General features: G+C 49.0%; 25 protein-coding genes. 8 read left to right on the forward strand and 17 right to left on the reverse strand.

The window, feature by feature from the left end; all coding sequences use genetic code 11:
• Window positions 1-15 precede the first annotated feature (15 nt).
• The 3 genes from D3D03_RS10055 to D3D03_RS10065 all read right to left on the reverse strand — a co-directional run bounded on the left by D3D03_RS10055 (window position 16) and on the right by D3D03_RS10065 (window position 2057).
• The gene (locus D3D03_RS10055) at window positions 16-609 is read right to left on the reverse strand and encodes a metallophosphoesterase family protein (protein WP_119923479.1); all 594 of its coding nucleotides are present in this window, start codon (window positions 607-609) and stop codon (window positions 16-18) included.
• 62 nt (window positions 610-671) lie between these two features.
• A complete protein-coding gene (locus D3D03_RS10060; RefSeq protein WP_026831760.1) occupies window positions 672-1085 on the reverse strand; it encodes a carboxymuconolactone decarboxylase family protein in 414 nt (137 codons plus the stop codon).
• A gap of 87 nt (window positions 1086-1172) precedes the next feature.
• Entirely contained in the window at window positions 1173-2057 is an 885-nt protein-coding gene (locus D3D03_RS10065; RefSeq protein WP_119923480.1) for a LysR family transcriptional regulator, read from the reverse strand.
• A gap of 115 nt (window positions 2058-2172) precedes the next feature.
• On the opposite strand from D3D03_RS10065, the gene D3D03_RS10070 reads away from it, so the two are divergent.
• The gene (locus D3D03_RS10070) at window positions 2173-2955 is read left to right on the forward strand and encodes a 3-hydroxybutyrate dehydrogenase (RefSeq protein ID WP_035387557.1); all 783 of its coding nucleotides are present in this window, start codon (window positions 2173-2175) and stop codon (window positions 2953-2955) included.
• Between the two features lie 47 nt (window positions 2956-3002).
• On the opposite strand, the gene D3D03_RS10075 is transcribed toward D3D03_RS10070, so the two are convergent.
• On the reverse strand, window positions 3003-3497 hold the full coding sequence (locus tag D3D03_RS10075; protein ID WP_026831763.1) for a YajQ family cyclic di-GMP-binding protein: 495 nt from the start codon (window positions 3495-3497) through the stop codon (window positions 3003-3005).
• Window positions 3498-3659: 162 nt separating this feature from the next.
• On the opposite strand from D3D03_RS10075, the gene pulA reads away from it, so the two are divergent.
• The gene (pulA, locus tag D3D03_RS10080; RefSeq protein ID WP_119923481.1) at window positions 3660-5672 is read left to right on the forward strand and encodes a type I pullulanase; all 2013 of its coding nucleotides are present in this window, start codon (window positions 3660-3662) and stop codon (window positions 5670-5672) included.
• A gap of 231 nt (window positions 5673-5903) precedes the next feature.
• Window positions 5904-6386 (forward strand): RIP metalloprotease, encoded by a 483-nt coding sequence (locus tag D3D03_RS10085; RefSeq protein WP_026831765.1) that lies wholly within the window; start codon window positions 5904-5906, stop codon window positions 6384-6386.
• Between the two features lie 77 nt (window positions 6387-6463).
• Here the strand turns inward: D3D03_RS10085 and D3D03_RS10090 are convergent, their stop codons facing one another.
• Complete coding sequence (locus tag D3D03_RS10090; RefSeq protein ID WP_119923482.1) at window positions 6464-6640, reverse strand: YycC family protein; 177 nt, start codon at window positions 6638-6640, stop codon at window positions 6464-6466.
• 115 nt (window positions 6641-6755) lie between these two features.
• Between D3D03_RS10090 and D3D03_RS10095 the strand changes: the two genes are divergently transcribed.
• The 3 genes from D3D03_RS10095 (at window position 6756) to D3D03_RS10105 (ending at window position 10939) form a co-directional block, all read left to right on the forward strand.
• A complete protein-coding gene (locus D3D03_RS10095) occupies window positions 6756-7550 on the forward strand; it encodes a hypothetical protein (RefSeq protein ID WP_119923483.1) in 795 nt (264 codons plus the stop codon).
• A 64-nt stretch (window positions 7551-7614) separates the two neighbouring features.
• Window positions 7615-9723: an MMPL family transporter gene (locus D3D03_RS10100; RefSeq protein WP_119923484.1), complete on the forward strand. Its 2109-nt coding sequence runs from the start codon at window positions 7615-7617 to the stop codon at window positions 9721-9723.
• A 100-nt stretch (window positions 9724-9823) separates the two neighbouring features.
• Entirely contained in the window at window positions 9824-10939 is a 1116-nt protein-coding gene (locus D3D03_RS10105; RefSeq protein WP_119923485.1) for an NADH-dependent flavin oxidoreductase, read from the forward strand.
• 64 nt (window positions 10940-11003) lie between these two features.
• Here D3D03_RS10105 and D3D03_RS10110 read toward each other — a convergent pair whose 3' ends face one another.
• The 9 genes from D3D03_RS10110 to D3D03_RS10150 all read right to left on the reverse strand — a co-directional run bounded on the left by D3D03_RS10110 (window position 11004) and on the right by D3D03_RS10150 (window position 20512).
• Window positions 11004-11576, reverse strand: a complete 573-nt coding sequence (locus D3D03_RS10110) for a 3'-5' exonuclease (RefSeq protein WP_119923486.1) — start codon at window positions 11574-11576, stop codon at window positions 11004-11006.
• A 109-nt stretch (window positions 11577-11685) separates the two neighbouring features.
• Window positions 11686-13077, reverse strand: a complete 1392-nt coding sequence (locus tag D3D03_RS10115) for an MATE family efflux transporter (protein WP_119923487.1) — start codon at window positions 13075-13077, stop codon at window positions 11686-11688.
• Window positions 13078-13245: 168 nt separating this feature from the next.
• Window positions 13246-14331 (reverse strand): site-2 protease family protein, encoded by a 1086-nt coding sequence (locus D3D03_RS10120; protein ID WP_119923488.1) that lies wholly within the window; start codon window positions 14329-14331, stop codon window positions 13246-13248.
• A 78-nt stretch (window positions 14332-14409) separates the two neighbouring features.
• Window positions 14410-15675, reverse strand: coding sequence for a sensor histidine kinase (locus D3D03_RS10125; RefSeq protein ID WP_119923489.1), 1266 nt, complete (start codon window positions 15673-15675; stop codon window positions 14410-14412).
• Window positions 15672-16355: a response regulator transcription factor gene (locus D3D03_RS10130; RefSeq protein WP_026831773.1), complete on the reverse strand. Its 684-nt coding sequence runs from the start codon at window positions 16353-16355 to the stop codon at window positions 15672-15674. The genes D3D03_RS10125 and D3D03_RS10130 overlap by 4 nt, the downstream gene beginning before the upstream one ends.
• 11 nt (window positions 16356-16366) lie before the next feature.
• Complete coding sequence (locus tag D3D03_RS10135; protein ID WP_119923490.1) at window positions 16367-17272, reverse strand: hypothetical protein; 906 nt, start codon at window positions 17270-17272, stop codon at window positions 16367-16369.
• A gap of 100 nt (window positions 17273-17372) precedes the next feature.
• Complete coding sequence (locus tag D3D03_RS10140; protein ID WP_026831775.1) at window positions 17373-17924, reverse strand: maltose acetyltransferase domain-containing protein; 552 nt, start codon at window positions 17922-17924, stop codon at window positions 17373-17375.
• 123 nt (window positions 17925-18047) lie between these two features.
• Window positions 18048-18932, reverse strand: coding sequence for an SDR family oxidoreductase (locus D3D03_RS10145; RefSeq protein WP_026831776.1), 885 nt, complete (start codon window positions 18930-18932; stop codon window positions 18048-18050).
• A gap of 227 nt (window positions 18933-19159) precedes the next feature.
• On the reverse strand, window positions 19160-20512 hold the full coding sequence (locus D3D03_RS10150; protein WP_119923491.1) for an FAD-dependent oxidoreductase: 1353 nt from the start codon (window positions 20510-20512) through the stop codon (window positions 19160-19162).
• A 444-nt stretch (window positions 20513-20956) separates the two neighbouring features.
• Here D3D03_RS10150 and D3D03_RS10155 point away from each other — a divergent pair, with 444 nt between their 5' ends.
• Window positions 20957-21568, forward strand: a complete 612-nt coding sequence (locus tag D3D03_RS10155) for a YitT family protein (RefSeq protein ID WP_035387560.1) — start codon at window positions 20957-20959, stop codon at window positions 21566-21568.
• 71 nt (window positions 21569-21639) lie between these two features.
• Entirely contained in the window at window positions 21640-22200 is a 561-nt protein-coding gene (locus D3D03_RS10160) for a GNAT family N-acetyltransferase (RefSeq protein ID WP_119923492.1), read from the forward strand.
• 218 nt (window positions 22201-22418) lie between these two features.
• Here D3D03_RS10160 and D3D03_RS10165 read toward each other — a convergent pair whose 3' ends face one another.
• Genes D3D03_RS10165 through D3D03_RS10175 form a run of 3 tightly spaced genes read right to left on the reverse strand, consistent with a single transcriptional unit; the run spans window position 22419 to window position 25424 of the window.
• Window positions 22419-23114, reverse strand: a complete 696-nt coding sequence (locus tag D3D03_RS10165) for a phosphotransferase family protein (RefSeq protein WP_119923493.1) — start codon at window positions 23112-23114, stop codon at window positions 22419-22421.
• Between the two features lie 13 nt (window positions 23115-23127).
• Complete coding sequence (locus tag D3D03_RS10170) at window positions 23128-24510, reverse strand: hypothetical protein (RefSeq protein ID WP_119923494.1); 1383 nt, start codon at window positions 24508-24510, stop codon at window positions 23128-23130.
• The gene (locus D3D03_RS10175) at window positions 24507-25424 is read right to left on the reverse strand and encodes an FTR1 family iron permease (protein ID WP_119923495.1); all 918 of its coding nucleotides are present in this window, start codon (window positions 25422-25424) and stop codon (window positions 24507-24509) included. The genes D3D03_RS10170 and D3D03_RS10175 overlap by 4 nt, the downstream gene beginning before the upstream one ends.
• Window positions 25425-25432 lie beyond the last annotated feature (8 nt).

Consider the following 25432-nt stretch of genomic DNA (forward strand, 5'->3'; position numbering starts at 1 on the left):
CGGGGGGTTGTTTGGTTAGCGGACCCGATGGAATGTGATCGTCTCGGCAGTCGTATCATAGAGCAACCATTCACGTTCGACGAGAACGGGTCCGACGTTGATCGCGTAACGTCCACGCTTGATCGAAAGCGGAATGCCGGGATGGATGACCAATCGTTTTCCGTCTTTGAACAATCCCCGGACATGACTGTGTCCAAAAAACAACAGCCGGTCCGGATATTCGGATGTGTCGGGCGTTAAGTCGTAACTCCATTTCAGCTGGTCGCCGTGGATGAAGCGGGCGGACGCCAGTTGTTTTGTGCGATCGGATAAGCGGAGTTGGTCGAGAACACGCGACACTCCGACCGGAATCAAGGAAAACAACCGCTCTTCCTGATTTCCGAGTAAGGTTTCAAAAAAAACCAGCTTCAAAAAATCCGGATCAAGTGTCACGACATGTTCGATTTCTTCAAACACATACCGTTTCGCACGTTTTTTTCCGATATGACATTCATGGACATCGCCGAGTGAAAAAACGACCGCTTTTGGCGCGGTCGTCTGAATGTCTTTTAGGACAGCCCGGGTGTCGGGCAATGAACTGTGCAAATCCGTGATGAGTGCATACTGCATGTGGCATCGCTCCCTTGTACTAAGAGTATACCCTGCGTCGCATGCGGATCATCCTCTTTTAATTAAGCCGGATCAACGGTAACGCCACGTTCGGCAAAGACGACTTTGGCGACTTCGAGTGCATTCAGGACACGTGGGAATCCCGTGTAGGGAACGAGGTGCATGATGGCTTCAACGATCTCGTTGCCTGTTAATCCAGCTGTCAGCCCGGTATTGATATGAAGGGCAAGCTGTGGTTCCGTCCCTTGGGTGACAAGGGAAGCAATCGTGACGATTGCCCGGTCGCGGTTAACAAGTCCGTTCCGGCTGTAAACTTCACCGTAAGCAAAATCCGTGATCCATTCACCGACAGCGGGTGCGATATCTTTTAATGATTCAGCGATTTTTTCATGTGTCGACTGCGCCGAATTGACATCCGTGAACTCGTTTAATTTTTTAAGACCTACTTCATGTCGTGTATCTAAGTTTGTTGCCATGAGTAATAACTTCCTTTCTGTTGTGAACGATACAACTTATCTTAAAGGAAGAATATTCATGCTACAAATACATGGTTTTTATACATATCATTCATTTTTAGAATGAATTTCTTGGACGAAGCGAATCCATTCGCGCGTCACGTACGATTGGTAACGTCCCGTCGGAACCGCAACACCGAGTTGCCAAGGGACACGTATATCCAGTGGAATGGTTTTGACTCCATTGATTGTCATCTGTTTCGCAAGAGAGCGCGGAAGCAGCGTGACGGCATTTCCTTCCGCGACAAGGAGACAAAGGAAGTCCCACTGGGAACTGACGTGATTGACGGTCGGATGAAAACCGGCTGCGTCACATGCCTGCAAAACGACATCATGAAGCGAAAACGTTTCGTTGAATAGAACAAACGGCATTTCGGCGACCTCTTCGAGCGCAATCGATGTCCGCGTAGCGAGCGGATGGTGTTCCGGTAAAAACAGATGAAGTTCTTCCTCGATGAACGGAAAGACGGTCAAGTGTTCGTCGGCCGGAAAGACTGTCGCAATCAAATCAACTTCGCCCGCAACAACAGCTTTTTCAAGCGCATGTCCGCCGGCTTCCGTGATTTCAATCGTGATCATCGGATAGCGTTCGCGGAACAGTCGGAGCAGGCGGGGGAAAAATAAGGAACCGATCAGAGGCGGAACACCGATCCGGATGGTTCCTTTCGTCAGATGCATGACGTCATAAAGATGCGACGGCAGGTCCGCCAATTGATTTAAAATCTTTTCGCCTTCTTCGAGTAACGTCACGCCGGCATCGGTCAAGACGATTTGCCGCTTGCTCCGGTCAAACAATTCGATATCGAGTTCTTCTTCTAAATGGCGCACCATCTTACTGAGAGTCGGTTGTGTGACATGCAGGTGATCGGCTGCCCGGGTAAAGCTTTTAAAGCGTGCTACTTCTGTAAAGTACTCCAATTGGCGGAAATCCATCGGCTCCACTCCTATTCTTTTAGGTTATATATATCATAACAAGTATTCATTTTTATTATTCGTTTTCTAAGCGTACAGTAAAAGAAACGAATCAGTAAAGAAGGAGCAGATCATCATGAAACAACTCGAAGGAAAAGTAGCATTAATCACTGGAGCAGCAAGCGGAATCGGTCTTGAAATCGCGGAAGAATTTGCACAGGAAGGTGCAAAAGTCGTCATCGTCGATTTACAGGAAGTGGCGGCAAAACAAGCGGCGGAAACACTTCAAGGCAAAGGGTTCGAAGCTTTTGCAGTAGCAGGAGACGTCACGAGTGAGGCGGCCATCAAGTCGAGCATCGAACAGACGATGTCGCATTACGGACGGATTGATATCGTCATCAACAATGCCGGTATGCAGCACGTCTCACCGATTGAAGAATTCTCGACTGAAAAATTCGATTTATTGCAAAGCATCATGTTACGGGCACCGTTCCTGTATACAAAATATGTTTTCCCGATCATGAAAGAACAAGGATTCGGCCGTATTTTGAACATGTCATCGATCAACGGACTCATCGGCTTTGCCGGTAAAGCTGCGTACAACAGTGCGAAACACGGCGTCATCGGTTTGACGAAAGTTGCAGCCCTTGAAGGGGCGACATCCGGTATTACCGTCAATGCGATTTGCCCGGGGTATGTCGATACACCACTCGTTCAAAAACAATTGTCTTCGCTTGCTGAAACACGGAATGTCCCGCTGGACCGTGTGCTGGAAGAAGTCATTTATCCGCTCGTCCCGCAACACCGTTTACTTCAAGTAAAAGAAATTGCCGACTACGCGATTTTCTTGGCGAGTGATAAAGCGGCGGGCGTCACAGGTCAAGCCGTTGTGCTCGATGGCGGCTATACAGCGCAATGACGATAAAAAATCCCTTTCTCCGGGCGGAGAAAGGGATTTTTTTGTGCTTAACGGAAATTGATGAATTGAACGTCGACGGATAGTGGTAACTCACGTACGATTTGCATGACTTGTTGCAGGTCGTCACGTGATTTTGCCGTGACACGGATTTGATCATCTTGAATCTGTGTTTTTACTTTGAGTTTCGATTCCTTGACGGCCGTGTTGATTTTTTTCGCATCATCACGGTCGATTCCGCTTTTCAGGATGACGCGTTGACGCACTGTGTTACCAGCCGCCTGCTCGACCTTTTCATATTGCAGGTTTTTTGTCGGGACTTCACGTTTGATCAGTTTTGCCGTCAATACGTCTTTGACTTGGTCCAGTTTGAAGTCGTCATCAGAAATGAGGATCAAGTCCTCTTTCTCCAATTTCATATCACTTTTTGAACCTTTGAAGTCAAATCGGTTCGTGATTTCCTTTAACGCAACCTGCATTGCGTTTTTAACTTCCTCGATGTTGATCTGTGACACGATGTCGAATGAATTATCTTTTGCTGCCATTTAAAATCTCTCCTTTCGTTCCTTCATCATTTTAGCATATTTGTCCGAAAATGCCCTGACTTCTCAACGAAGTGGGAAGAAAAGAACGAGAAAGGTGAACAGTCGAAACGTTCACGGTTCTGAAATTTTGCTATAATGAAAACCATGAAATGAAAGGGGTGCATGGCTTTGAAACAAACAGCAGATATGTTGACGCTCACACCAGAAGAGCTGGATGAGCGGTATGCCTATAAAGGATCGGATTTAGGAGCGACGTTTGATGAGACGACGATACAAGTTCGGTTATGGGCACCGACAGCCGAACGTGTCGCCATTCGATTGTACCGAACATTACGAGCGAGGAAAGTCGAAGAACTCGAAATGACAGCAGATCAGCAGGGGACATTTGTCGTCACACTGGATCGTGCTGTGTATGAAGGGTACTTTTATACGTTTCAAGCCAGCATCGCTGGACAGAAAATCGAAGCGGTGGATCCATACGCCAAAGCCGTCGGGACGAATGGCAAGCGGGGGGCATTGATTGATCCATCGACGATTCAACCGGAGCGTTGGATTGAAGAGCGTCCGATGTTCCACTCGTCACAAGAAGCGGTCATCTATGAATTACACGTGCGAGATGCGACAAGCCATCCGGCGAGTGGGGTCATCGAGCGTGGAACTTTCCGTGGTCTGACGGAAGCCGGAACACGGACACCGTCCGGCGGATTGACAGGTCTTGATTATCTGTCTGATTTAGGTGTGACGCACGTCCAGCTTCTGCCGATCTATGATTTTGGTTCGGTGAATGAAACGGCGCCTCAAGATCCGGATAACTACAACTGGGGATATGACCCGGTTAATTACTTTGCGCCGGAAGGATCATACGCGTCGAATGCCGATGATCCGGCTGTACGGATTTTAGAGCTCAAAGCGTTGATTCAGGCGCTGCACGACCGGGGAATCCGTGTCGTAATGGATGTCGTCTTTAATCATGTCTATGACGCGGAAACGGCACCGCTCGGACAATTCGTGCCCGGTTATTTTTACCGCCACGAAGCAGACGGTACGCTGTCGAACGGCAGTTTTTGCGGAAATGATACGGCGTCAGAACGACTGATGATGCGTAAGTTCATTCTCGATTGCGTGACGTACTGGGCAAAAGAATACCACCTCGACGGATTCCGGTTTGATTTGATGGGGTTACACGACGTGGAGACGATGAACCAAGTCCGTCATGCACTCGACCGGATTGATCCATCGATTTTAATCATCGGAGAAGGATGGGATCTCGATACACCATTGCCACTCGAGGATAAAGCCAATTACTTTAATGCACCGCAGATGCCCGGTATCGCGCACTTCAACAATGGGTTGCGGGACGGCGTCAAGGGAGATGTCCAAACGCCGACCGATCGTGGTTTCATCAGTGGAGCGTTTGAAAGGACGAATGAGGTCAAACGGGGAATCGCCGGGAACGTTTCATCGCAAGGATTTGCGGATGAACCAAATCAGGTCGTGTCTTATGTCGAAGCACATGACGATTTAACGATCTGGGATAAGTTATCTGTGTCGCGTCCGGAAGATACGGATGAAATCCGCCGGAAACGACAAATGCTTGCGAATGCCATCATTTTGACAGGGCAGGGCATTCCCTTTCTACATGCGGGACAAGAATTCTTCCGGACGAAAGATGGGATTCGTGACAGTTTTAATGCAGGTGAAGTCGTGAATCAACTGGATTACGAACGGGCTGATGAGTTCCGTTACAGCGTCGAGTATGTCAAAGGATTGATTGCGTTACGCCGTCAATATCCGATGTTCCGCCTCGAAAACACGGCGATGATCCGGAAACACCTTCGTTTCCTGGAAGAAGGAGAAGGCATCATTGCGTATGAATTGAAGCGGACGTATGAAGGATATATCGAACGGCAACGTGTGTATCACAACGCGACAGAGCACGATGTGACAATCGAGTTACCGAGCGGTGAGTTTGAAGTTCTCGTTGAAGAAGGAGCAGTAAAAATCCACGCACCCCGTCTTCACGAAGAAAAAGTAATCGTCGTCAAGGCCTTATCGACGACCGTGATTGCAGAGCGTAAGGCAGACTATAAAAAGTACGCGGTAGCAGGCGGAGCCGCATTGACGATTCTTGGTTTGTTATATGCAGCGAGCAAACGACGCAATAAAAACAAATAATGATGGTTTGGTGTTTCTTTTAAAAGAGGCGTATTTGGAGAAATCGGAGTTCACGGACGTGGACTTCGATTTTTTGGCGTGGACATACATCGAATCCATCCGGATGACAGTCCTGTTGCGGTGTCATCAGAATGACTTAATGATTTTGAGCCTTTTCTGTTTTAATTCAAACCTTTCGGGAACATACTATAAGTAGTATTTAGAGTGCTGGTTTTTGAGAGGATGTAATCTATGTTTGGCTTCAACGATATTTGGAAATTTTTCTTTTCGTTCTTTTTGCTGTTACCGATTGTTACGTTAATTCACGAAATGGGTCATTACTTTTTTGCCCGTCTGTTTGGCGGGAATATGGAGATCAATATCGGATCCGGGAAATCCTTGTTACGGGTGGGACCGATTCGGTTAAACCGTGTCTATTTCTGGGACGGCTGGTGCCAATATGAGGCACTGCGTCATGAAAATAAATTTACGAACATCATGGTCTATGCTGGAGGGGCATTGTTCAATCTGGCGAGTATTTTAATTGTGAACGGTCTGATTTACGCCGGTGTGTTCGAGACATCGATTTTTACGTACCAATTTGCGTACTTCTCGTTTTATTTCATCTTTTTCTCATTGTTCCCGATTGACCATCCGAATGGTTATCCGAGCGACGGGAAAGCGATCGTCAATGTATTCCGTTATGGAAAGTCCAAATACAATCCGCAGGCCTGATCCATCGGGTCGGATGGATGAAACGAATGCCCTTCTTTTAGCGAATAGCGCATAAAAGAAGGGCATTTTGAAAAGAATTAATCTGTTGACGGCGGCGTGTCATCTTTTGATGCAGCATCCGACTGTTCACTTTCAAGCTCAACCAGTTTTTGAATCAAAATGTGTCGCGGCATGTGCATCAATTGTTCGAGCGGCACATTGAGACGTTTCGAAAGTTCAACAGCTGTTTCTGCTGACAGTTGTAGGGGTTTCATCGTAAATATTCCTCCTTTTCGTATAACTTCAGTATACAGGAGGTGCTCGCAGAGCGCATCGACAGTAGCTAGAAACAGAGAAGGTTGATACCGTAGGAAGTAGGAAGTGATGCGTATGTATAAACCAGCTGCTGAGCTGTTGCTCCATGAGTCTGTATCTCTTTTTGACCGGTTCGGTGATGATCTGATTTTATATCGGGATCAGTACGGATTTACAAAGTGTGACGCAGACTTAAGAATACGATGGGAAACAGCGTGTGCATATGTTCCGTTCACCTGGTATTTTGAACCAGAAGGACATCGGGTATTCATCGTTTTTAACGAAACATCGACCTTTGGTTTGTTGGATTTAGAAGACGGACGTCTTCAATATATGAAACGGCCGGCACTCTTTTCGGATGCTTGGTTCAGTAATCTGTATTATTGGCAGGGTGAAGAAATTTTTATGTATTCAGCCGAAACGGATGTTGTCCGTTATTGTTTTGAAACCGAGCAAGGAACATTTTCAGACTATGCCGAAGCCCCTTTATTTGGACGTCTCATTGAACGCGGGTACGATCCGGAGTTTGCATTTGAACGTTTGATTGCTCCGGCAACAATCATTTCGTATGATATGACCCAAACGCGTTATGTGATTTGGGACGCTATGACCGAGGAGGAACACGTCATTCCTTTCTCGGAGTATGAAGAATATCTGCTTGTAGATCGCCATCAGAATCTATTTTCGATTACCGATGCGACACGCTTTTATTTATATGAAGAAGATAAATTGAAGTTTAAGTTTGATGGTTGTCAGTCCTCCGTTTTACTTAAGACGGTATTGTTGGACGGAGCGGCACAACGTCTTGCCATCGTTTCAACCTCTTCCAATTTCGGCACGACGTGGCTGCAGATTTTTCAAAAGACGTAAGCACATCCTTTGTCCTATCAGGCGAAGGATGTGTTTCTTGTATACGAAAAGAGGGGGATGACAGATGGAACGATTTGGTCAGTACGTAGTCCGGTTTCGAAAAACCATCAGTTTGCTGTGGTTGATTCTTTTGATTGTCCTTGGTTATTTTGCGGTGCAGCTTCCGGATCAATTAAAAGGGAACGGCTTCACCCGGGACGGCGAGTTTCAGCAGGTCGAACGGATCTTGGAACAAGAATTTACGCAGGATCCGCATCAAATCATCGTCTTGTTTGAAGGGAACGACGAGGTCATCGAACAAGAGATGATCCGTCATGTCACCGCGTTTCGGACGATTGAAGGAGTCGGACAAGTCGTCGGAAGCGAGGAAAATCCGGAAGCTTTGAAGGACGGTAAGGGATACGTGTCGGTCGGGATACCCGACATCGAACCGTCTTGGGTGAAGGCGGTTCAAGACAAACTCGATCCGCAGGAAGGCAGTACGATTCGATTGACGGGTGAGCCGTTGATTGTCGACGACTTGAATACAGCATCGAAAAACGATTTGGTACGGGCCGAGTTGATTGGTGTGCCGGCCGCCATGCTCGTGTTACTCCTCGTCTTTGGCACACCTCTTGCTGCCGTCCTGCCGCTCATCATGGGACTCGTGACCTTCATTTTCGGGGCAGGGACCTTGTATTTCATTGCGGGTCAACAAGAGTTATCGATTTTTGTCTTGAATGCCGTGGCGATGATTTCACTGGCACTCGGCATCGATTTTTCCTTGCTGTACGTCAATCGTTTTCGGGAAGAACGAACAGCCGGACGGTCGATTACAGCAGCGGCTGAAGTGTCAGTCGCAACAGCCGGACGATCGATTTTATTCTCCGGGATTTGTGTGTTCGTCGGTTTAGCCGGACTGCTCGTAATTGACGTCGACGTCTTTCAAGCAGTCGCCATCGGCACGTTGGTATCAGTGCTCGGAGCAGTCATCAGCGCCGTCACGTTACTGCCGGCTTTGCTTGCACTGCTGGGTTCCGGGCTGGAAAAAGGCCGGATTTTTAAAGCCGACTCAGAGCAAGGCGAAGTCCGATGGCGCAAGCTGGCGCGTTTCGTCATGAAGCGTCCCGTTGCGATCACGTTATTTTCTTTACTATTGCTGTTGCCGTGCTTAATTCCGCTGCGCGATCTGGAACTGAACATTCCGCAAGCGAGCGCCTTACCGGAAGACTATGAATCACGTCTGGCATTTGAAGCATGGGAAAAAACCTTCGGGGATGATGGCACGGATGCCGTCGTTTTACTGAAAGCTGATTTTCAGACGGAACAGGGGCTGGAGCAACTCGAGGCACTGACGACACGCCTCGAAGCGGACGAAGGCGTCCGGGGAGTGGTTTCCGCAAGCTCGCTCGCTGAAGCGAACGGACTCGAGGTCACGCAGGTCGCAGCAACGGAGCAGGGGAAACAACAACTGGCCTCCTTGATTGCGTTTGAGAACGGGATTGCCCGGGTGAATGTGAATTTGACGGGAGATCCGGGTGACAAGGCGTCACAAGAATGGGTCCGTGAAATTCGGGAGCAAGGGTACCAAGTCGGAGGACCGGCTGCGTTTAACCAGGAAATCTACGATGAAATTTATTCGAAGATGCCGCTTGCTTTGGGACTCGTCCTGCTTGCGACATTCATCATTTTATTGTTTGCCTTCCGATCCATTCTGATTCCGATCAAAGCCATCTTGATGAACCTGCTCAGCCTTGGCGCAACGTTTGGTTTGCTCGTCATCTTGTTTGAATCGGGCTGGGTCTTCCCGGCAGAGACAATCGGCATTTTGACGCCGGTCTTCATCTTTTCACTTGTGTTTGGGCTGTCGATGGACTACGAAGTATTCCTTGTTTCACGGATGGAAGAATACTATGAGGAAACAGGCGACAATGATATTGCGACAGAGATGGGTCTCGCGAAGACCAGTAAAATCATTACATCGGCCGCTTTGATCATGATCGTCGTCACGGGTGCCTTCGCCTTCACCGGGGTGAGCCCGATCAAGCAGCTGGGCGTCGGGATTGCCTTGGCGATTTTCATTGATGCGACTATCATTCGGATGTTTTTAGTCCCGGCACTGATGAAGCTGTTTGGACACTGGAACTGGTGGTGGCCGGGCGGACGGACAAAACGAAAAATCAAAGTCCATTAAGCGGACCGAACATCGGCTAGGCACATCATTGGTCATTTGACGGAACACGGGCGTATACTGACGATATTCAAGTTAAGATTTCAGAGGAGGATATGCTTCAATGGCTAATGAAAAGATGTTTGATACGTTTACACTTCCAAACGGAGTAACATTAAAAAACCGGATTATGATGGCGCCGATGACAAACTACGCGGCAGAAGAAAACGGTGAAGTGTCGGAAGCAGAACTTGCTTATTATGCAGAACGATCGGGTGGGGTTGGTGCAGTCATTACAGCCTGTGCCAACGTCACAGCTGACGGGCAAGGATTCCCGAATGAGTTCGGAGCAGAGCGCGACGAATTGGTACCAAGCTTAAAACGTCTTGCAACAACGATTCAAGATCAAGGCGCAAAAGCAATTCTGCAGATTTTCCACGCGGGTCGTATGGCGCCGCCGGAACTCGTCGGCGGACAAACTGTCAGTGCGAGCGCAGTGGCTCCGGAACGTGAAGGTGCAATGACACCACGTGCCCTCGAGGCAGAAGAAGTCGACGCAATCATCGAGGCATTTGGTCAAGCAACACGCCGGGCGATGGAAGCCGGATTTGATGGAGTAGAGATTCACGGTGCGAACACGTACTTAATTCAACAGTTCGTCTCGCCGCATTCAAACCGTCGCGATGATAAATGGGGCGGCAGTCTAGAAAAACGTCTTGCGTTCCCGCTTGCGGTCGTTGATGCGGTCGAAGCAGTCGCAAAACAAGATCCGTCGTTTATCGTCGGTTACCGCTTCTCACCGGAAGAAGTCGAAAACCCGGGAATCACACTCGATGATACGATGCAACTCGTCGACGCTCTTGCGAAAAAAGACCTCGACTACCTGCACGTCTCCGTCATGGACTTCTTTGCAGGATCGATTCGTGATCAAAACGAAACACGTTCGCCGATCAGTTTGGTGCAAGAACGTGTTGGACAACACGTTCCGGTCATCGGTGTCGGATCACTCCACACACCAGAAGAAGTCGAGCGTTCGCTTGAAGTGGTTCCACTCGTCGCACTTGGTCGTGAACTGATCATGGAACCGAAATGGGTCGAAAAAGTTGAAGCAGGCGACACGGTTTCGATTCGGACTGAACTTGATCCGTCGGCACAAGCAGAACTTGTTGTACCGGATGCTTTATGGCAAGGAATCACAAGCCGTCCGGGCTGGTTCCCAATCAAACAAACAACGAAATAAGCAACAGACAGATAGAAAAGGAGCGGCTCACATTCTGAGCCGCTCCTTTTTCAGATGAAGAGAATTAATAAGCAACTTCACCCATCCGGACACCACAAAAACGGTGCAGTTCGACCGGATGTTCGATGTTCGTCCGGTCCAACATATCCTGCAGCAACAAGGCACAGATATAGGCATCTTCTTTCGCATCGTGGTGTTTAAAGGAAACCCCCAAAAATTCTGCCATCGTATTTAACTTATGGTTCGGCAACCAGGGGTAGAGTTTCCGTGACAACTTGACCGTACAGCCATACTGAAAAGACGGCATTTGATACAAATCATATTTTTGAATCGCTTTTTGAAGTGCGCCCATATCGAAAGAAGCATTGTGGGCAACAATGAGTTCCGCGTTTTCAATCAGCTCGAATAAGCCGTGTGTTGCCATCGCTTCGGGTAACGCCGGCGCATCCCAGACGTCGCTCGGACGAATGCCGTGAACACGAATGTTGCCGGCATCAAAGTCTTCCTCCGGATTGATCAAAACTTGTTGGCTTGTGATGACTTTCCCCTCGGATAAAATCGACCATCCGAAGGCACAAATGCTGCGACTGTTCCGGTTGGCCGTTTCAAAATCAATCGCCAGTGTGTAAGGTGACATATCAGCACTCCTTTTTTTAACAGCATACCGTATTTTGATTTAGAATGCATGTTCGTCTTTTCTTTTCATGAAAAAAGCCCGTCTGCCGAGCGGCAGGACGGACTATCGATTATTTGGCCTGTGCAGCTTTTGTTTCCGGTTCGGCGTACTCATTTGGTTTAAAGAGCATGATCCGGTCCCGGTAGGCAAAGACGATGGCTGTCAAGACGGCCATCAAATCGGCGATCGGAAAGGCGAACCAGACCCCCTGGACTCCGAAGAAGACCGGCAAAATCAGGACGAGCGGAATCGTATACAACGTTTGTCGGGACAAAGACAGGAACAAGGCGATCCGTGCCTTTGCCAGTGATTGATACATCCCGTTGATGATCATCTGAATGCCGTAGACAAATGAGATCGCAAACAGAATCCGCATCGCCGTGGAACCATCATCCAGTAAGGTGGCGTCTTCGGTAAACATCCCGACCCAGAAACGAGGGAACAGTTGAATCAACAGCCAGAGCGTGATGGATAACGTCAAACCATAACGAATCGCCAGTTTGATGGCTTGCGACATCCGGTCAAACTGTTTTGAACCGAAATTATAGCCGACAATCGGTTGCATCCCTTGGACGATTCCCATGATTGGCATCCCGACGAGCGCCATGAATTTGTTGATGACAGCAAATGTCGCCAGTTCCGTCGTCCCGCCGTACCGAACGAGCATGTGGTTGACGGTAATGAACAAAACGGATTGCGAGACTTGCATAATGAAGGAGGAAGATCCGATTTGTCCCATCCGGACAACGAGTTTCGGATCAAAACGGAACGCTTCCCGATTAAGTACTAAACTCGTTTTTTTGGCTTTCGTGAAAAAGAACCGGAAAATCAGGATTGAACCGACGATTTGAGCGACGACCGTTCCGAGTGCCGCTCCTTGAATTCCCCAGTCGAGTCCGAAAATGAACAACGGGGTTAAGACAATGTTGATTGCGACCGTCGTCAGCATGACACGCATCTGGTAGCTTGCACGGCCTTCCGCCCGCAACATGGCGCTCGAGGCCATCGTCAGCATGAAGAACGGGGAACCGAGCAGCAGGACACGTAAGAAATCAATACTGTACGGCATGATTTCCGGTGTCGCCCCGAACACCCGCAACAACGGTTCAACAAAGATGAACGCTGCCACGATGGCAAGCATACTGACGACGAAGACGACCATTAAAACATTTGCATACGCCCGGCTGGCCCCGTCAAGGTTTTTCTGACCGAGCCGTTGGGAAGCAATCGCTGCCCCGCCGATCCCAACGGAGTTGGAGAGTGCCATCAAGACGAGCTGGACGGGAAACGCAATTCCGACGGCAGCAACAGCCGCCGTCCCGATGCCTTGCGCAACAAAAATCGTGTCGACGATATTGTAAAGCGCAGTCACGAGCATACCGATCATTGCCGGAAGCGACAGACCGATCAGGAGTTTATTGATGGGTGCTTCTCCCAATCGAGCCGTATTTTTATTCATCATCAGGAGAGCCTCCTTTTTTTAAAAACAGGTGGATTGATTTTCATTCAGATTAGTCGCTTCTCCGGACGGATGCAAGCAATCCATCCAGGCAATGTGCAAAACGAGATATTCTCATCACAAAAGGCATCCCGCAGGTGAACAGCGGAATGCCTTTTTTCTGTTTATGGGTTAAGACGGGGTCGGAAGATATCCTTTGGAATATTCAAAGGCGATAAAGAGAATCGCACCAAGTGCCAAGTAGGCAAACAGCGTAATCGTCTGCTGTTTTTTCGGCATCTGATGGTACTCGACCGACTTTTCTGCTTCGATCAACGGTTCGATCCGCTGGTCCAACCGGCGTAATAACGCATCATAGTCATTGGCGGAGTCATATTGATAACGCAACATGTCGTCCGCATCTTTTTTGGCATCTTCCGGGCTGGCACTGCGTAAATCTTGGAGATCTTGACGGAGTGACCAAGCAATCGGATCATACGTCGCAACCGGTGTGTCATCGGCATCGACGGCTTCGTCGCTTGTCGATGGAACGGTTTCTGTCGCCGCCAGCTGCTCCTGCTCGAGTTTCGCCTGAAGCACACGGCTTCGGGCTGCCCGGTAAAACATCAGGACGGATTTATTGTCCTCATATTGTTTCGCGAACCGGTATCGTTTCCAAACGGCACTGCCGCCGAGGAACGCGATCAATAACAAAATGATGCTGAAATGCGTGATGCCGTATGCAATCAAGGCAGCAAGGCCGGCGACCCAGACGACAATCGGCAGACCGGCTAAAATCCGTCCGCCGTCCAGCGGACTGACCGGCAGCAAGTTGAACAGGTTCAACAAAGCACCCAAGTGGAAAATGACGAGCCAAAAATCATTTCCGGTCACGGCGTATCCGATCAAAAGCGGGATGAGGGAGAACAGTCCGGCGAGCGGACCCCCGTAAGCTAAAATCGCTTCTTGTTTCGGCGTCCGGAATGTATCCTTAATCCCGATGACAGCCCCCATGAACGGCACAAAAATCGCCGGTCCCGTTTTAAAGCCAAGTCGTTTGGCAGCCGCTAAATGACCCATCTCATGAATGAATAAGAGGTAAAGCAAACCGACGCCAAACCAGACACCGAAAATTTGTGCGTAAAACAATAACGAAATGCCGAATGAGATTAACGTCCCGCCGAATTTAGAGAACTTTAAGAGAGCAAGCAGGACTTTACCTTTTGAGAGTAAAAATGCTCCGGCGACGGCTAAGCCTCCCCAACGTTTTTTATCCATCGTTCATAACCTTCCTTCATCATCTGACTACTGTCTCTAGTGTACGCTAAAAGACGATGGAAGGTTTCGTTTCAGGTGTCAGCCGAACGTGATGAAAAAGCAACTTCCGCCACCGGGACGGGCTTCACTGCCGACGGACAGATGATGATGTTCCGCCAACGCGGCAGCGATGGAAAGACCCAGCCCGCTGCCGGACCGATCGCGGGCCTCGTCGAGCCGGTAAAACCGATCGAACAGACGGGCGCGCTGCTCCGCCGATAAGCTTGTTCCGTGATCGAGAACTTCGAGCCGGTCCGGTCGAAGTCGGATTTCCGGATCTTTGGCGTATTTGATCGCATTATCGATGAAAATCGTCAAAATCCGGACAAGTGCTTCATGATTGGCTGTGACGGTACCGGTGGCGTCCACCGGAATAAGGACGTCGTAAGCATGGTGCATCCGGTCCGCGACTTCTGTGCCGAGTTGCTTCAAATCGATCGTCTCTGTCGTCGTCTCGCCATATCCGAGACGGGATAATTCAAGCATCGGTTCAATCAGTCCACTCCGCATCGTATGCGTTTCATTCAGGATATTACTGATGGATTCTTCGAGGACATCAGGGTTCGTCTTACCCCAACGCTTCAGCAGTTTTGCATACCCTTCGATGACGGTCAGCGGCGTCTTCATCTCATGCGAGACATCGGCGACGAACTGCCGTTGCTGTTCCATTGTTTGGTCGACACGTCCGATCATCCGGTTAAAGACTTTTCCTAGCTGTCCGATTTCATCATTTTGCTGTTCCGGAACGGTCTCGAGTGTGCCGGAGTCGGAAATCCGTTCCATCGTCTGACTGAGTTGACGAAGCGGACGTAACGTTTGATAGGCGATGAAGAAACTGCTGAGGAAAGCGATGATGACTGCGATGATCAAGACGATCGAGAAGGCGAAGATCAAGGTCGAAATCGTATCATCGACGGTGTCGTCTTCAAACAGATAAGCTTGATCCTCATGAACGATGCCAAACCAATTGCCGGATTTAAACGGTTCGTCCCTGGTCGTCGGAATGCCGGGGAGATCGCGTGCCCGCACATCGCCGTTGACGGTGGCGGAATCATCATCCTCTTCATCGTTCGCGATGACCCAGCGTCCGTCGTCACGGGACAGGACGACGGAATCTTCATGCAACGTCAACAAGGCTCGGGTCGAGGAATCATCTTCCATCAGCTCCTCGGCTTGCTCGAGTTGGGTGAAACGGGATTCAATCAAATGATCGCGTACGACATAGGTGACGACTAAAAAAGATAAGAGCAACAAGAGTGTCGTGAACAACGTCACCGATAACGCCAGTTTGGTTCGTAACTTCATCCTTTCTCCTCCCTTAAGACATAGCCGATGCCGCGAACCGTCTGAATGAGGGGAGACTGGCTGCGGTCCATTTTTTTGCGTAAATACCGAATGTAGACATCGACGATATTCGTTTCGCCGAAGTAGTCATACCCCCAAACCCGATTGAGGATTTGCTCACGGGTCAAGACGTGTTCCTTGTTTTCCATCAGATAGGACAACAAATCGAATTCGCGTGGCGTCAGATCAAGCGGGACGTCGTTGCGAAACGCTTCATGCCGGTCCAAATCCAGCAAGACATCGGCATAATGAAGCTGATTGGTTTCGACGGCGGCACGTGTCGTCAAGCGGAGTAAGGCCCGGATCCGGGCCAACAATTCTTCGATTTCAAACGGTTTCGTCACATAATCATTGGCACCGAGATCAAGACCGGCAACCTTGTCATACACTTCGCCTCGTGCCGTCAATAAGATGACGGGAACCGGATTACCTTTTCCGCGAAGCCGTCGAAGCACCTCGAAGCCGCTGAGCTCCGGCATCATCACGTCAAGTAAGACGAGATCGATGTCGTTCTCAGCAGCTACTAAGCCATCTTTACCGTTGAAGGCGACCTGCGTCGCGTATCCAGCGTGGTTTAATTCCAATTCAAGTAGGCGGGCGATTTTCGAATCGTCCTCGACGATTAAGATGGTCGGTGCCATAGACTTCCTCCTTACGACTGTTCGTCGATTTCTGTCACTTGCTTCGATCCGTTCAACTCAAGTTCGACTTGTGAACCAACCTGTACATCATTATCCTGTTCCATGTTTTGTGCCCGTTCAAACGTCACGTTTTTACCGTTTTGTTCAATGACGACTTGTGTGTCCGTCACACGAACCAATGCACCACGGATGTCTTGGTCTTCCGTTGCATCGTCTTCTTGGCGGTCATCGTTCCGGTCGTCCCGATCACTTGCATCTTCACGGTCGAGCTCCCGGACGAGACCGGCTGCTGTCAGTTCAAGTTTGACGGTATCACCGGCTTGCGCTTGGTCGATCTCTGCCCGATCGCTGAAGCGGTATGCTTGATCCGAACCATTTTGAGTCAAGACGATTTGTTCATTGGACAGCTCTTTGACGACACCGGTGACTTCATTGCGGTCATCGTCGGATGAATCGTCCTCTCGACCATCCCGGTCATCGTTCCGATCATCTTCCCGTTCGAGTTCCCGGACAAGACCGTCCTGATTGAGTTCAAGTTTAATCCAATCGCCGGCCGCAGCTTGTTCGATTTCAGCAGATGAGGCAACCGAATACGATTGATCCGAACCATTTTGCGTCAGTGTCACCGATGTGTCGGATACTTCTTTTAACGTTCCTTCTATGTCTTGATCATCATCCCGGAATGCGCTCGGAAGCGACTGCTTGACGTTGCTTGAAACTTTTGTGGAAGCTGCTTCAACTTTTTGTTCAACTTGTTCTGAAGTCGTGACCGTTGAATTGACGAGAGAATGTCCCGGACCGGTGAAAAGTAAGAAGGCGCCCGCCCCCGTCAAAACGGTTCCTGTGATGGCGATTGAAGCGAGACCGCGTTTTACAAAATTCTTTTTTGGCTTATCCGTACGTTTTTCGTTTGTCATGATGATTTCCTCCTCAGTAGTGGTAGCTGCTTTTCTTATTCTTAGAATAGCGCCCGCAAGTGAGAGGAGACTGAGGATTAGATTAAAATTTGATGAGAAATCAAATCGATTTGATGAAACGGGCAGGATTCCCGCCGACGACAGTGTTTGGGGCGACATCTTTGACGACGACACTTCCGGCCGCGATGACGGCATTGTCCCCGATCGTCACCCCCGGAGTGATGACGGCACGTCCGCCGATCCAGACGTTGTCGCCGATGACAACCGGTTTCCCGAATTCATAACCGCTGTTGCGTTCGACAGGATCTAACGGATGCGTCGCTGTATAAATGTGGACGCCCGGAGCGAGCATACAATTGTCGCCGATCGTAATCGGACAAATATCGAGCAGCACACAATCGTAATTGGCATAAAACCGGGCACCAAGCGTAATGTTGTAGCCATAATCACATTTAAAAGACGGTTCGATGTAAAAATCCGTTTGTTCGGTCCGTAAAAGTTGTTGCAGGAGAGATTTTCGGGCAGGCAGCTCTTCGATGCTGAGTTGGTTAAATTGATGACAAAGCATCTGCGCCCGTTTCCGGTCCGCCACGAGCTCCGCATCCCCGGCTAAATACAACTGACCTTGAATCATCTTTTCTTTTTCTGTCACATGAATCATCTCCTAGTGGTATGTATATCTTCATTAGACTAAATCGGGCGGGGAGAAGCAACTGATACCAAAAAAAGCGATTTTGATGTCGCCATCAAAACCGCTTTTTACTCTAGTATTCAATTAAGCGAGTTCAATTCCGCCTGTGACACCATAAATTTGTGCCGTGACATAACTGGCATCATCTGAAGCGAGGAAGACATAGACGCTCGAAAGTTCGACCGGTTGACCACTCCGTTTAAGCGGTGTTTCTTGTCCGAATTCCGGAATGTTTTCGCTTGGTTGACCACCTGAGATTTGCAACGGCGTCCAGATTGGACCCGGTGCAACAGAATTGACGCGGATGCCTTTTGGCGCGACTTGTTTCGCAAGTCCCCGTGTAAAACCGTTGATGGCAAATTTTGTTGACGCGTAATCGAGCAGGTTCGCACTTGGGTTGTAGCCTTGAACCGAAGTCGTCGTGATAATCGAAGCCCCTTCTTTTAACAACGGGAGGGCAGCTTTAACGACCCAGAACAGAGAAAAAACATTGATTTCATATGTTTTGCGAAGTTGTTCCGTTGACAGGTCCATGATGTCCTCGACAGCTTGCTGTTTGCCGGCGACAAGTGCCAAAATATCGATTCCGCCAAGTGATTCGTGTGCTTCTTTGACGAGTTGTTGACAGAACGTTTCATCACTGAGGTCGCCCGCCAGTAAGTACGCTTTTTGACCGGCAGCTTCAACAAGTGCTTTAACTTCTTCAGCGTCTTGTTGTTCTTCCGGTAGATAGTTGAGGAAAACATCTGCACCTTCACGTGCATAAGCAATGGCAGCAGCACGACCGATTCCAGAATCGCCCCCTGTGATCAAGGCTTTTTTCCCGATCAATTTACCGGAACCTTTATAACTTTCTTCGCCACAATCAGGGATTGGCTCCATTTTTGCCTGGACAGCCGGTGCATCCTGATATTGTTTTGGGAAGTCATCATTAAAATATTGTGTAAGTGGATTGTTAGACTGGGACATGAATTGATTCCTCCTAGGTAGTAGTTTGATTTGCATAAGAAGTATGTTCCCTGTCACTTCACGTCTAAACGTCAATTGATTAATCAAGTGAAGTTTTTGTCAAGTGGAAAAGGACGCTCAGTAAGGCTGTAGCAACAAATAACCGGAGGCGGACAAAGGACAAATAAAAAAATCGAAGTCCACAGATGTGAACTCCGATTTTGATTAAAGATAGGGTGGGTGACCGATCAGACACGTTCCGATGTCAGTTCTTTCATTCCTTGTAAAGCGGCTTGATTCAGTAAGTTCCACGGTTTGTTGTAGTGCGGTTGGAAGAAGAAGTCGACGAAAGCCAGTTCTTCAAGCGTCATCTCATTTTGAATCGCCACTGACAAGGTGTTCATCGCCTGAGTGAGGTCAACTTTTGAGATGATTTGCGCACCGACGAGTCGGTGTGTCGCAGTTTCGTAGACAAGTTTCAACTGGACGTTTTCAGCTGTCGGCATGAACTCGGGACGGTAAGCATCTTGAACCGTCGTACTTGTCACTTCTAAACCGAAGAATGGGGCAGCATCTTCTGTCAGACCGGTCGAAGCAATGTTCAAGTCATATAACCGGAGACCGGACGTTCCTTGTGTGCCTTGGTAGCGGATCGTCGGAGCGAGTAAGTTTTTCCCGACGAGTGTTCCCATTCGGACAGCATTTGTCGCGAGCGGAATATACGCGTGTGTCCGGGCCGGATTGTAGTAGACGGCACAGCTGTCACCGGCAGCAAAGATGTTCGGATTACTGGTCCGCATATAGTCGTCGACGATGATCGCTCCGTTCGGTAACATGTCGATTTGTCCTTTTAACAATTCCGTACTTGGTCGGAAACCGACACAGAGAATGACGAGATCCGTCTCAAACGTTCCTTTGTCTGTGACGACTTGTGTGACATTACCGTCCACGCCGGTAAAGCTTTGAACGGTCTGGTTCAACTCGAGGTGAATCCCGCGGTCTGTCAATTCACTTTCAATGATATCCGTGAATGAACGATCCAAGTATTTATTTAAAATCCGGTCGGCACTGTCGATGAACGTGACATCTTTGCCGTATGCTTCGAATGCTTCAACCAATTCAGCACCGATATAACCGGCACCGACAACAGTAATCCGCTGGGCATCCGTTGCTTTTTTGATGATGGTTTGCGCGTGGTGATAGTTTTTGCAGAGTTCAATTTGATTCAGTTCAATCCCGGGAAGCATCGGGATGATCGGCCATGAACCAGTAGTCATAATCAATTTATCGTACGTATCTTGAACGGTTTCACCCGTTACGAGATTTTTTGCAAGAATCGTTTGGTTCGTGCTGTCGATTTCCAGGACATCATGTTTTAAGCGCATCTCGGCACCGAGTTCAGTCAGTTCATCCGGTGAAGAATAAAACAGCGACTCCGCATGCTCGACGACGCCACCGACATGAAGCGCGATGCCGCAAGAAAGGAATGAGACGTTATCGTTTCGTTCGTAAACGGTGATATCCAGTTGTTCGTGTTGTGAAGCCAACTCTTTAACTGCTGCTGTTCCTGCGTGTGTACAACCGATGACTGCTACTTTCATGAGTAAAGTCCCCTTTTCGTTTTTGTTTGTGATAAAAATCACATTCATTTGATATCCTTAGTGTATTACTTCACAATGTTGTTTTCAAGTACTTTGTTCACCATTGAGCATAATAATGTCTAAGTTGTGAATAAGTGAGCAAAAGTGGGTATCGGGATCGAGGTATCCGTTCATCTGTATCGTTTCTGTTAAAAACGTGTAAAACTGTTTTAGTTTCTGAAGTTCAGGTTATAATGAAGAAGACAACAAAACGAAAGGGTGGAAACCGATGGATACCGAGAGGATCGATCATCTATTCAGCTTACCTGATTTTTAGCAGTGCCAATCTTCATTGAACAGGAAGGTAATGGCTTGAAAAAAATCAGGGAGAGCGAAAATAGATGAATACCCAAACGGGACAACTACACCCTCTCCCATGGAAGATACGGGAGAGGACAACAACACATGAAACGAATTATAACCATCTTGGCCGGAACGCTCATTATGGCGTTTGGCTATTACACCTTGAATGAACAATTTGGATTGGCAGAAGGCGGATTTATCGGTCTGTCTTTACTCGGACGTTACTTTTTTGATATTAATCCATCGATTTCGATGATCGTACTCGACATTCCGTTTTTTATCGGAGCGTTATATTTTAAAGGAAAACGTTTTGTCAGTGAAGCACTCGTATCGGCAGGCGCATTGTCGCTGTTTTACGAAATGTGGTACCGACTGGATCTGTTTCATTTTCCGGAACAGGCATGGCCGGCAACACTGATTGCTGCTGTCGCCAGTGGAATCGTGACCGGCTATGGTCTCGGTCTCGTTCTGAAAAGTGGCGGGGCAACAGGAGGAGACGATTTGTTGTCGATGGGCCTCAGCAAACTGACCGGCTTATCAATCGGGACGATTTTATTTGGTCTTGATGCCATCGTCCTCGTCATCTCACTCGTCTATCTGCCGTTGAGTCTAACGTTGTATACGTTGCTCGCAGTCGCGATTGCGGGACGTGTCGTCTCGGTCATGACACGCGAACCGGTCGTTGCACCGATTCCGGTAGCTGAACTGAAATGAACAAATCCCTCCTGACATCAGGAGGGATTTTGTTTTACGATAAAAGAGAGTAGAAGAAAGGGGACACATAAATGATTAGACAAGCAACTGCCAATGACGCGGATCAAATCGCACCGTTGATTGAACAGGCGATTCATGAAATTGCCGAGACCCTGACCGGAACACAGGAGAAGGAATTGGTTTTGGAGCGGCTCGCGCTGTTTGTTACGCAAACGGGAAACCGGTTAAGTCACGAGAACATTCTCGTCAAGGAACTGGACGGGCATGTCGTCGGCATCGTCATCGCATACGCAGGAGTGGATGCGGCACAATTGGATGAACCAATTAAACGTCAACTGCTCGAATGGACAGGACAAGAGGTGCAGATTGATCAAGAGACGGAAGGAAACGTCTTTTATCTGGATACGTTGTCGGTGGATGCGGCATATGGTGGAAAAGGAATTGGGTCTGAGCTGTTGCAGGCAGCGGCGGACGAAGGGGAGCGGCGTGGATTACGGGCGTTTACGTTAAATGCGGATCAGACGAATGCTGGTGCGCAACGCCTGTATCGGCGTCTTGGATTCGTCCCGGTCAAGACGATTGAAATCAGTGGCGGACAATTTGATTATATGGAACGACCGTATGCAACTTGAATGATAAGGGAAGTACTTCGAATTCGTTTCAAGATTCGTTGATACGCAGACAAGACTTCGCTTTCCGCGGGCGAAACGTGAGCCTCCGCGTCGCCTGCGCGACTTACGGGGTCTCACCTGTTCCGCTTTTCCCGCAGGAGTCTTCGTCTTGTCTGCTTCTCCACGACGTTTTGTTCAGCTTAATTAGGTGGCGATGATTTATGATTCGACCGGATTAATCACTTTAAAAAACGTTGTAACAGAACGGATTCGACAGGTGTAATCTGTTCTTTCAAGCGGGAAACTGCACACAACCTCAAACAAGCCTCGAATCCGGTGACTTTTCTGATGCGCTTAAAGTAACAGACACGGTACAAATGACTGAGGATGAAGCGGGAAACGCGTTCTGCCGGATTTCGTAAAGAGCTTCTTCCCCCATAACGGAACAATAAAAAAGTACGGGCGACGTCCATCAGTGGATTGCCGATGGAGGCATCCATCCAATCGATGACATAGACGTCTTCTTTGACAAGCAACAGATTATACGGGTGAAAATCACCATGACATAAAGTATGTCCCGCTACAAGTGCAGTGTGAGCAGGATATCGTTTTTGAAGAAGGGGTAATCCGCCGACGGATAACGTATGAAGATACCTTTGTAAGGCGACCATGGTCGTCATGTAGCGGAGAATCCGAACGGGATGACATTTCATCAAATCTCCGAGCGATTCCCCTTTCAAGTACTCCATACGAATGGAATGATCAACTTGATTATAGACACGAGGTGTCATCGGAAAGTGGTTCTGGATGGACAGATGATTTTGAAATTCCTGTTGGACCGCTGCATGCGGAACATGTGCGTGAAACTGCTTTCGAACAATCGTCGCAGTTTCTTGTTGAATCGTTGCCGTGTTGCCGGTTCCGATGATATTCATCCAAATCCGCTCCTTATCGTAAGATCATCCGGTACAACCGCGCTTCCGCATCTTCCGGTTCGAACCGGGGATCACTCGTAAAGCGGAAAACTTCCGTCACTTCGATTGGTACATCTGCCGCCCGTAACCGTTCGAGCAGTCGGCCGGTCAGGTAAACCTCTTTTAATTTCGGCTCTGCCCGCCATTTGCTGACGGATCCAATCGGGACAATCGTAGCGTCAGGACGTGCCATCAAAAACTGACGTTCTTCTTCATCCGTAAAGATGGTCGCGGACGCCGGTAAACCGGTAATGGCTTCCGCCAGCTGAATCGTAGCCGGTTTACTAGTCGCTTGTTGATACAAGGCGATACTTCCAATCAGCAATTGAATACATAAAAACGGAACGAGCCAACGGACCGACAGACGGCGGACGAGTAAAATCACAAGCAGTAAGACGAGTGGTAAGACATGCCGCGGTTTATCGATGTTTTGGGCAAACCAGACCCAGAGAAAATAACCGGTTCCGGTAACACTCCACCAGAGAGGGAGGGAACGGAAACGTTGGCAAAACAAGAACAGTCCCGATCCGAGACCAATCCAAGTAGCAAATCCAAGACCATGCCAAATCATTTGTTTGATTGTCAACCCCAGTCGTTCCAGCAGGGTGGCGTCATCCGTTTGCGCCGTGCCTCCCCAGTCCGAGAAATGACCCGTCACGAAGCTGAGTGACAACTGGGCAAAGGAAGCCGGTCCACCGACAGAGAAGGCGACCGGTAACAGCCAGGCGAGTTGAGCGAGGAGCAGAACCGCCATCTCTGACACGACTTGCCACGCATCACGCCGTGCTTGCCACAGTAAAAATAAGAGGACGATTCCAAACGGTGCATAGGATAACCGGGTCGCCATCAACAGACCAAACAAGAGGTACGGTAAAAGACGAAACTGATCTTGCCGTGCGCGTTCGACACTCCAGACGAACCAACAAAGAACACCAAGGGCTAGACCATCCGACATCCCGGTTGCGGACAAGACGACAAGGGAAGCCGTCGACACGACCGTAAAAGCAGCCAGCAGACGAACCGCATCGAATCGTTTGCGTTTGAACAGCAGGTACAGCGGAACCAGTCCGCTCGTGAAGCCAAGCATCGAGACGATTCCAAGGGCACGGACAGGTTCAAGCCCGAGTCGTGCGAGACCGGTCGCGAGTAAGATGAAAAACGGATACCCGGGGAAATGTGGCTGTAAATTTGCCAAGTCATACTGTCCGACCGCTAACGTGAAGTTGGCGATATCGTAGCTTGCGACAAACGGGCTGACCAGATAAAGGCGTCCAGCGGTGCACACGAAGATTAGAACGACAACCATGAAAAAAAGCGATCGTCCACGTTGTTGTGGATGACCGCTTCGAACCGTCACGAGACCTCCTTCAGTTTCTTGACGGTTTTTGGCACGCGATTTTGACGCATCAACATGAAGCCGGCGAAAGCGAAGTATCCCCACCAAGCGAAAACTTGTTCGATGGACGGATTATGGCTGTAGCCGAACATCGCCCCCATGAACGTTCCGATTTGACCGCTGATCAATGTCGTATTGCCCGTATCACGTAAATATTGAATCTGATCGATATAGTGTTCCGGCATGAAAGCCACGATGTTATAAAGGGCGGCCGGTGTACCGTCTGCATTCGTCAACAGACTGCCGAGCAACCCAAGATCCTGGAATCGACCAATCGTTTGGACGAGCATGCCGGCAGCAATGAACAAGATCAAGACGCCGGTCACTTGGAAAAAGCGTTTGACGGGAATCTTCATCGTTCCGGAAACGAATAAGTAGCCGAAGATCAAGGCAAGCAGAAGACCGGAGACAGCACCGTAGCTGGTCAGAACCTTCTCGATTTCACCACCCGAAATCGCGGCGAAGAAGAAGACCGTTTCGATCCCTTCCCGGACGATGACGAGGAACGAATGAACGATCATCGTAATCGCACTGCCGGTCGAGACCGCGGCAGCGACTTTCGCTTGCGAGGCCTGCTGATTTTCCTTTGCCTCTTTGCCCATCCAAAGCACCATGTGGGTTAAGAGGAAAACAGAGATGATCATGATCCCGAGACGTAAATACGTGTCGCTGCCGAAGCTTGCGAAACTCGTAAAGACGACTTGGAACAAGAAGGCGACACCTAAACTCGCGAGCAAGGCAAGTCCAACACCGGCGTAGACCCATTTTTTATATTGTGGTGCATTGAGCCGATCGAGATAACCGAGAATCAAGCCGACGATCAAGACGGCTTCGAGACATTCGCGAAGGGTGATTAAAAACGCCTGAAAATCCATGTGTCTTC

Source organism: Exiguobacterium sp. RIT452, from assembly GCF_003598705.1.
GTDB lineage: Bacteria > Bacillota > Bacilli > Exiguobacteriales > Exiguobacteriaceae > Exiguobacterium_A > Exiguobacterium_A undae.

Coding starts and splice junctions, on each gene's coding strand:
- D3D03_RS10085 (WP_026831765.1), top strand. CDS start 5,904: ATGTTTGGCTTCAACGATATTTGGAAATTTTTCTTTTCGTTCTTTTTG.
- D3D03_RS10060 (WP_026831760.1), bottom strand. CDS start 1,085: ATGGCAACAAACTTAGATACACGACATGAAGTAGGTCTTAAAAAATTA.
- D3D03_RS10150 (WP_119923491.1), bottom strand. CDS start 20,512: ATGAAAGTAGCAGTCATCGGTTGTACACACGCAGGAACAGCAGCAGTT.
- D3D03_RS10110 (WP_119923486.1), bottom strand. CDS start 11,576: ATGTCACCTTACACACTGGCGATTGATTTTGAAACGGCCAACCGGAAC.
- D3D03_RS10095 (WP_119923483.1), top strand. CDS start 6,756: ATGTATAAACCAGCTGCTGAGCTGTTGCTCCATGAGTCTGTATCTCTT.
- pulA (WP_119923481.1), top strand. CDS start 3,660: ATGGCTTTGAAACAAACAGCAGATATGTTGACGCTCACACCAGAAGAG.
- D3D03_RS10065 (WP_119923480.1), bottom strand. CDS start 2,057: ATGGATTTCCGCCAATTGGAGTACTTTACAGAAGTAGCACGCTTTAAA.
- D3D03_RS10160 (WP_119923492.1), top strand. CDS start 21,640: ATGATTAGACAAGCAACTGCCAATGACGCGGATCAAATCGCACCGTTG.
- D3D03_RS10055 (WP_119923479.1), bottom strand. CDS start 609: ATGCAGTATGCACTCATCACGGATTTGCACAGTTCATTGCCCGACACC.
- D3D03_RS10070 (WP_035387557.1), top strand. CDS start 2,173: ATGAAACAACTCGAAGGAAAAGTAGCATTAATCACTGGAGCAGCAAGC.
- D3D03_RS10125 (WP_119923489.1), bottom strand. CDS start 15,675: ATGAAGTTACGAACCAAACTGGCGTTATCGGTGACGTTGTTCACGACA.
- D3D03_RS10120 (WP_119923488.1), bottom strand. CDS start 14,331: ATGGATAAAAAACGTTGGGGAGGCTTAGCCGTCGCCGGAGCATTTTTA.
- D3D03_RS10075 (WP_026831763.1), bottom strand. CDS start 3,497: ATGGCAGCAAAAGATAATTCATTCGACATCGTGTCACAGATCAACATC.
- D3D03_RS10100 (WP_119923484.1), top strand. CDS start 7,615: ATGGAACGATTTGGTCAGTACGTAGTCCGGTTTCGAAAAACCATCAGT.
- D3D03_RS10135 (WP_119923490.1), bottom strand. CDS start 17,272: ATGACAAACGAAAAACGTACGGATAAGCCAAAAAAGAATTTTGTAAAA.
- D3D03_RS10115 (WP_119923487.1), bottom strand. CDS start 13,077: ATGATGAATAAAAATACGGCTCGATTGGGAGAAGCACCCATCAATAAA.
- D3D03_RS10105 (WP_119923485.1), top strand. CDS start 9,824: ATGGCTAATGAAAAGATGTTTGATACGTTTACACTTCCAAACGGAGTA.
- D3D03_RS10090 (WP_119923482.1), bottom strand. CDS start 6,640: ATGAAACCCCTACAACTGTCAGCAGAAACAGCTGTTGAACTTTCGAAA.
- D3D03_RS10130 (WP_026831773.1), bottom strand. CDS start 16,355: ATGGCACCGACCATCTTAATCGTCGAGGACGATTCGAAAATCGCCCGC.
- D3D03_RS10145 (WP_026831776.1), bottom strand. CDS start 18,932: ATGTCCCAGTCTAACAATCCACTTACACAATATTTTAATGATGACTTC.
- D3D03_RS10175 (WP_119923495.1), bottom strand. CDS start 25,424: ATGGATTTTCAGGCGTTTTTAATCACCCTTCGCGAATGTCTCGAAGCC.
- D3D03_RS10155 (WP_035387560.1), top strand. CDS start 20,957: ATGAAACGAATTATAACCATCTTGGCCGGAACGCTCATTATGGCGTTT.
- D3D03_RS10165 (WP_119923493.1), bottom strand. CDS start 23,114: ATGAATATCATCGGAACCGGCAACACGGCAACGATTCAACAAGAAACT.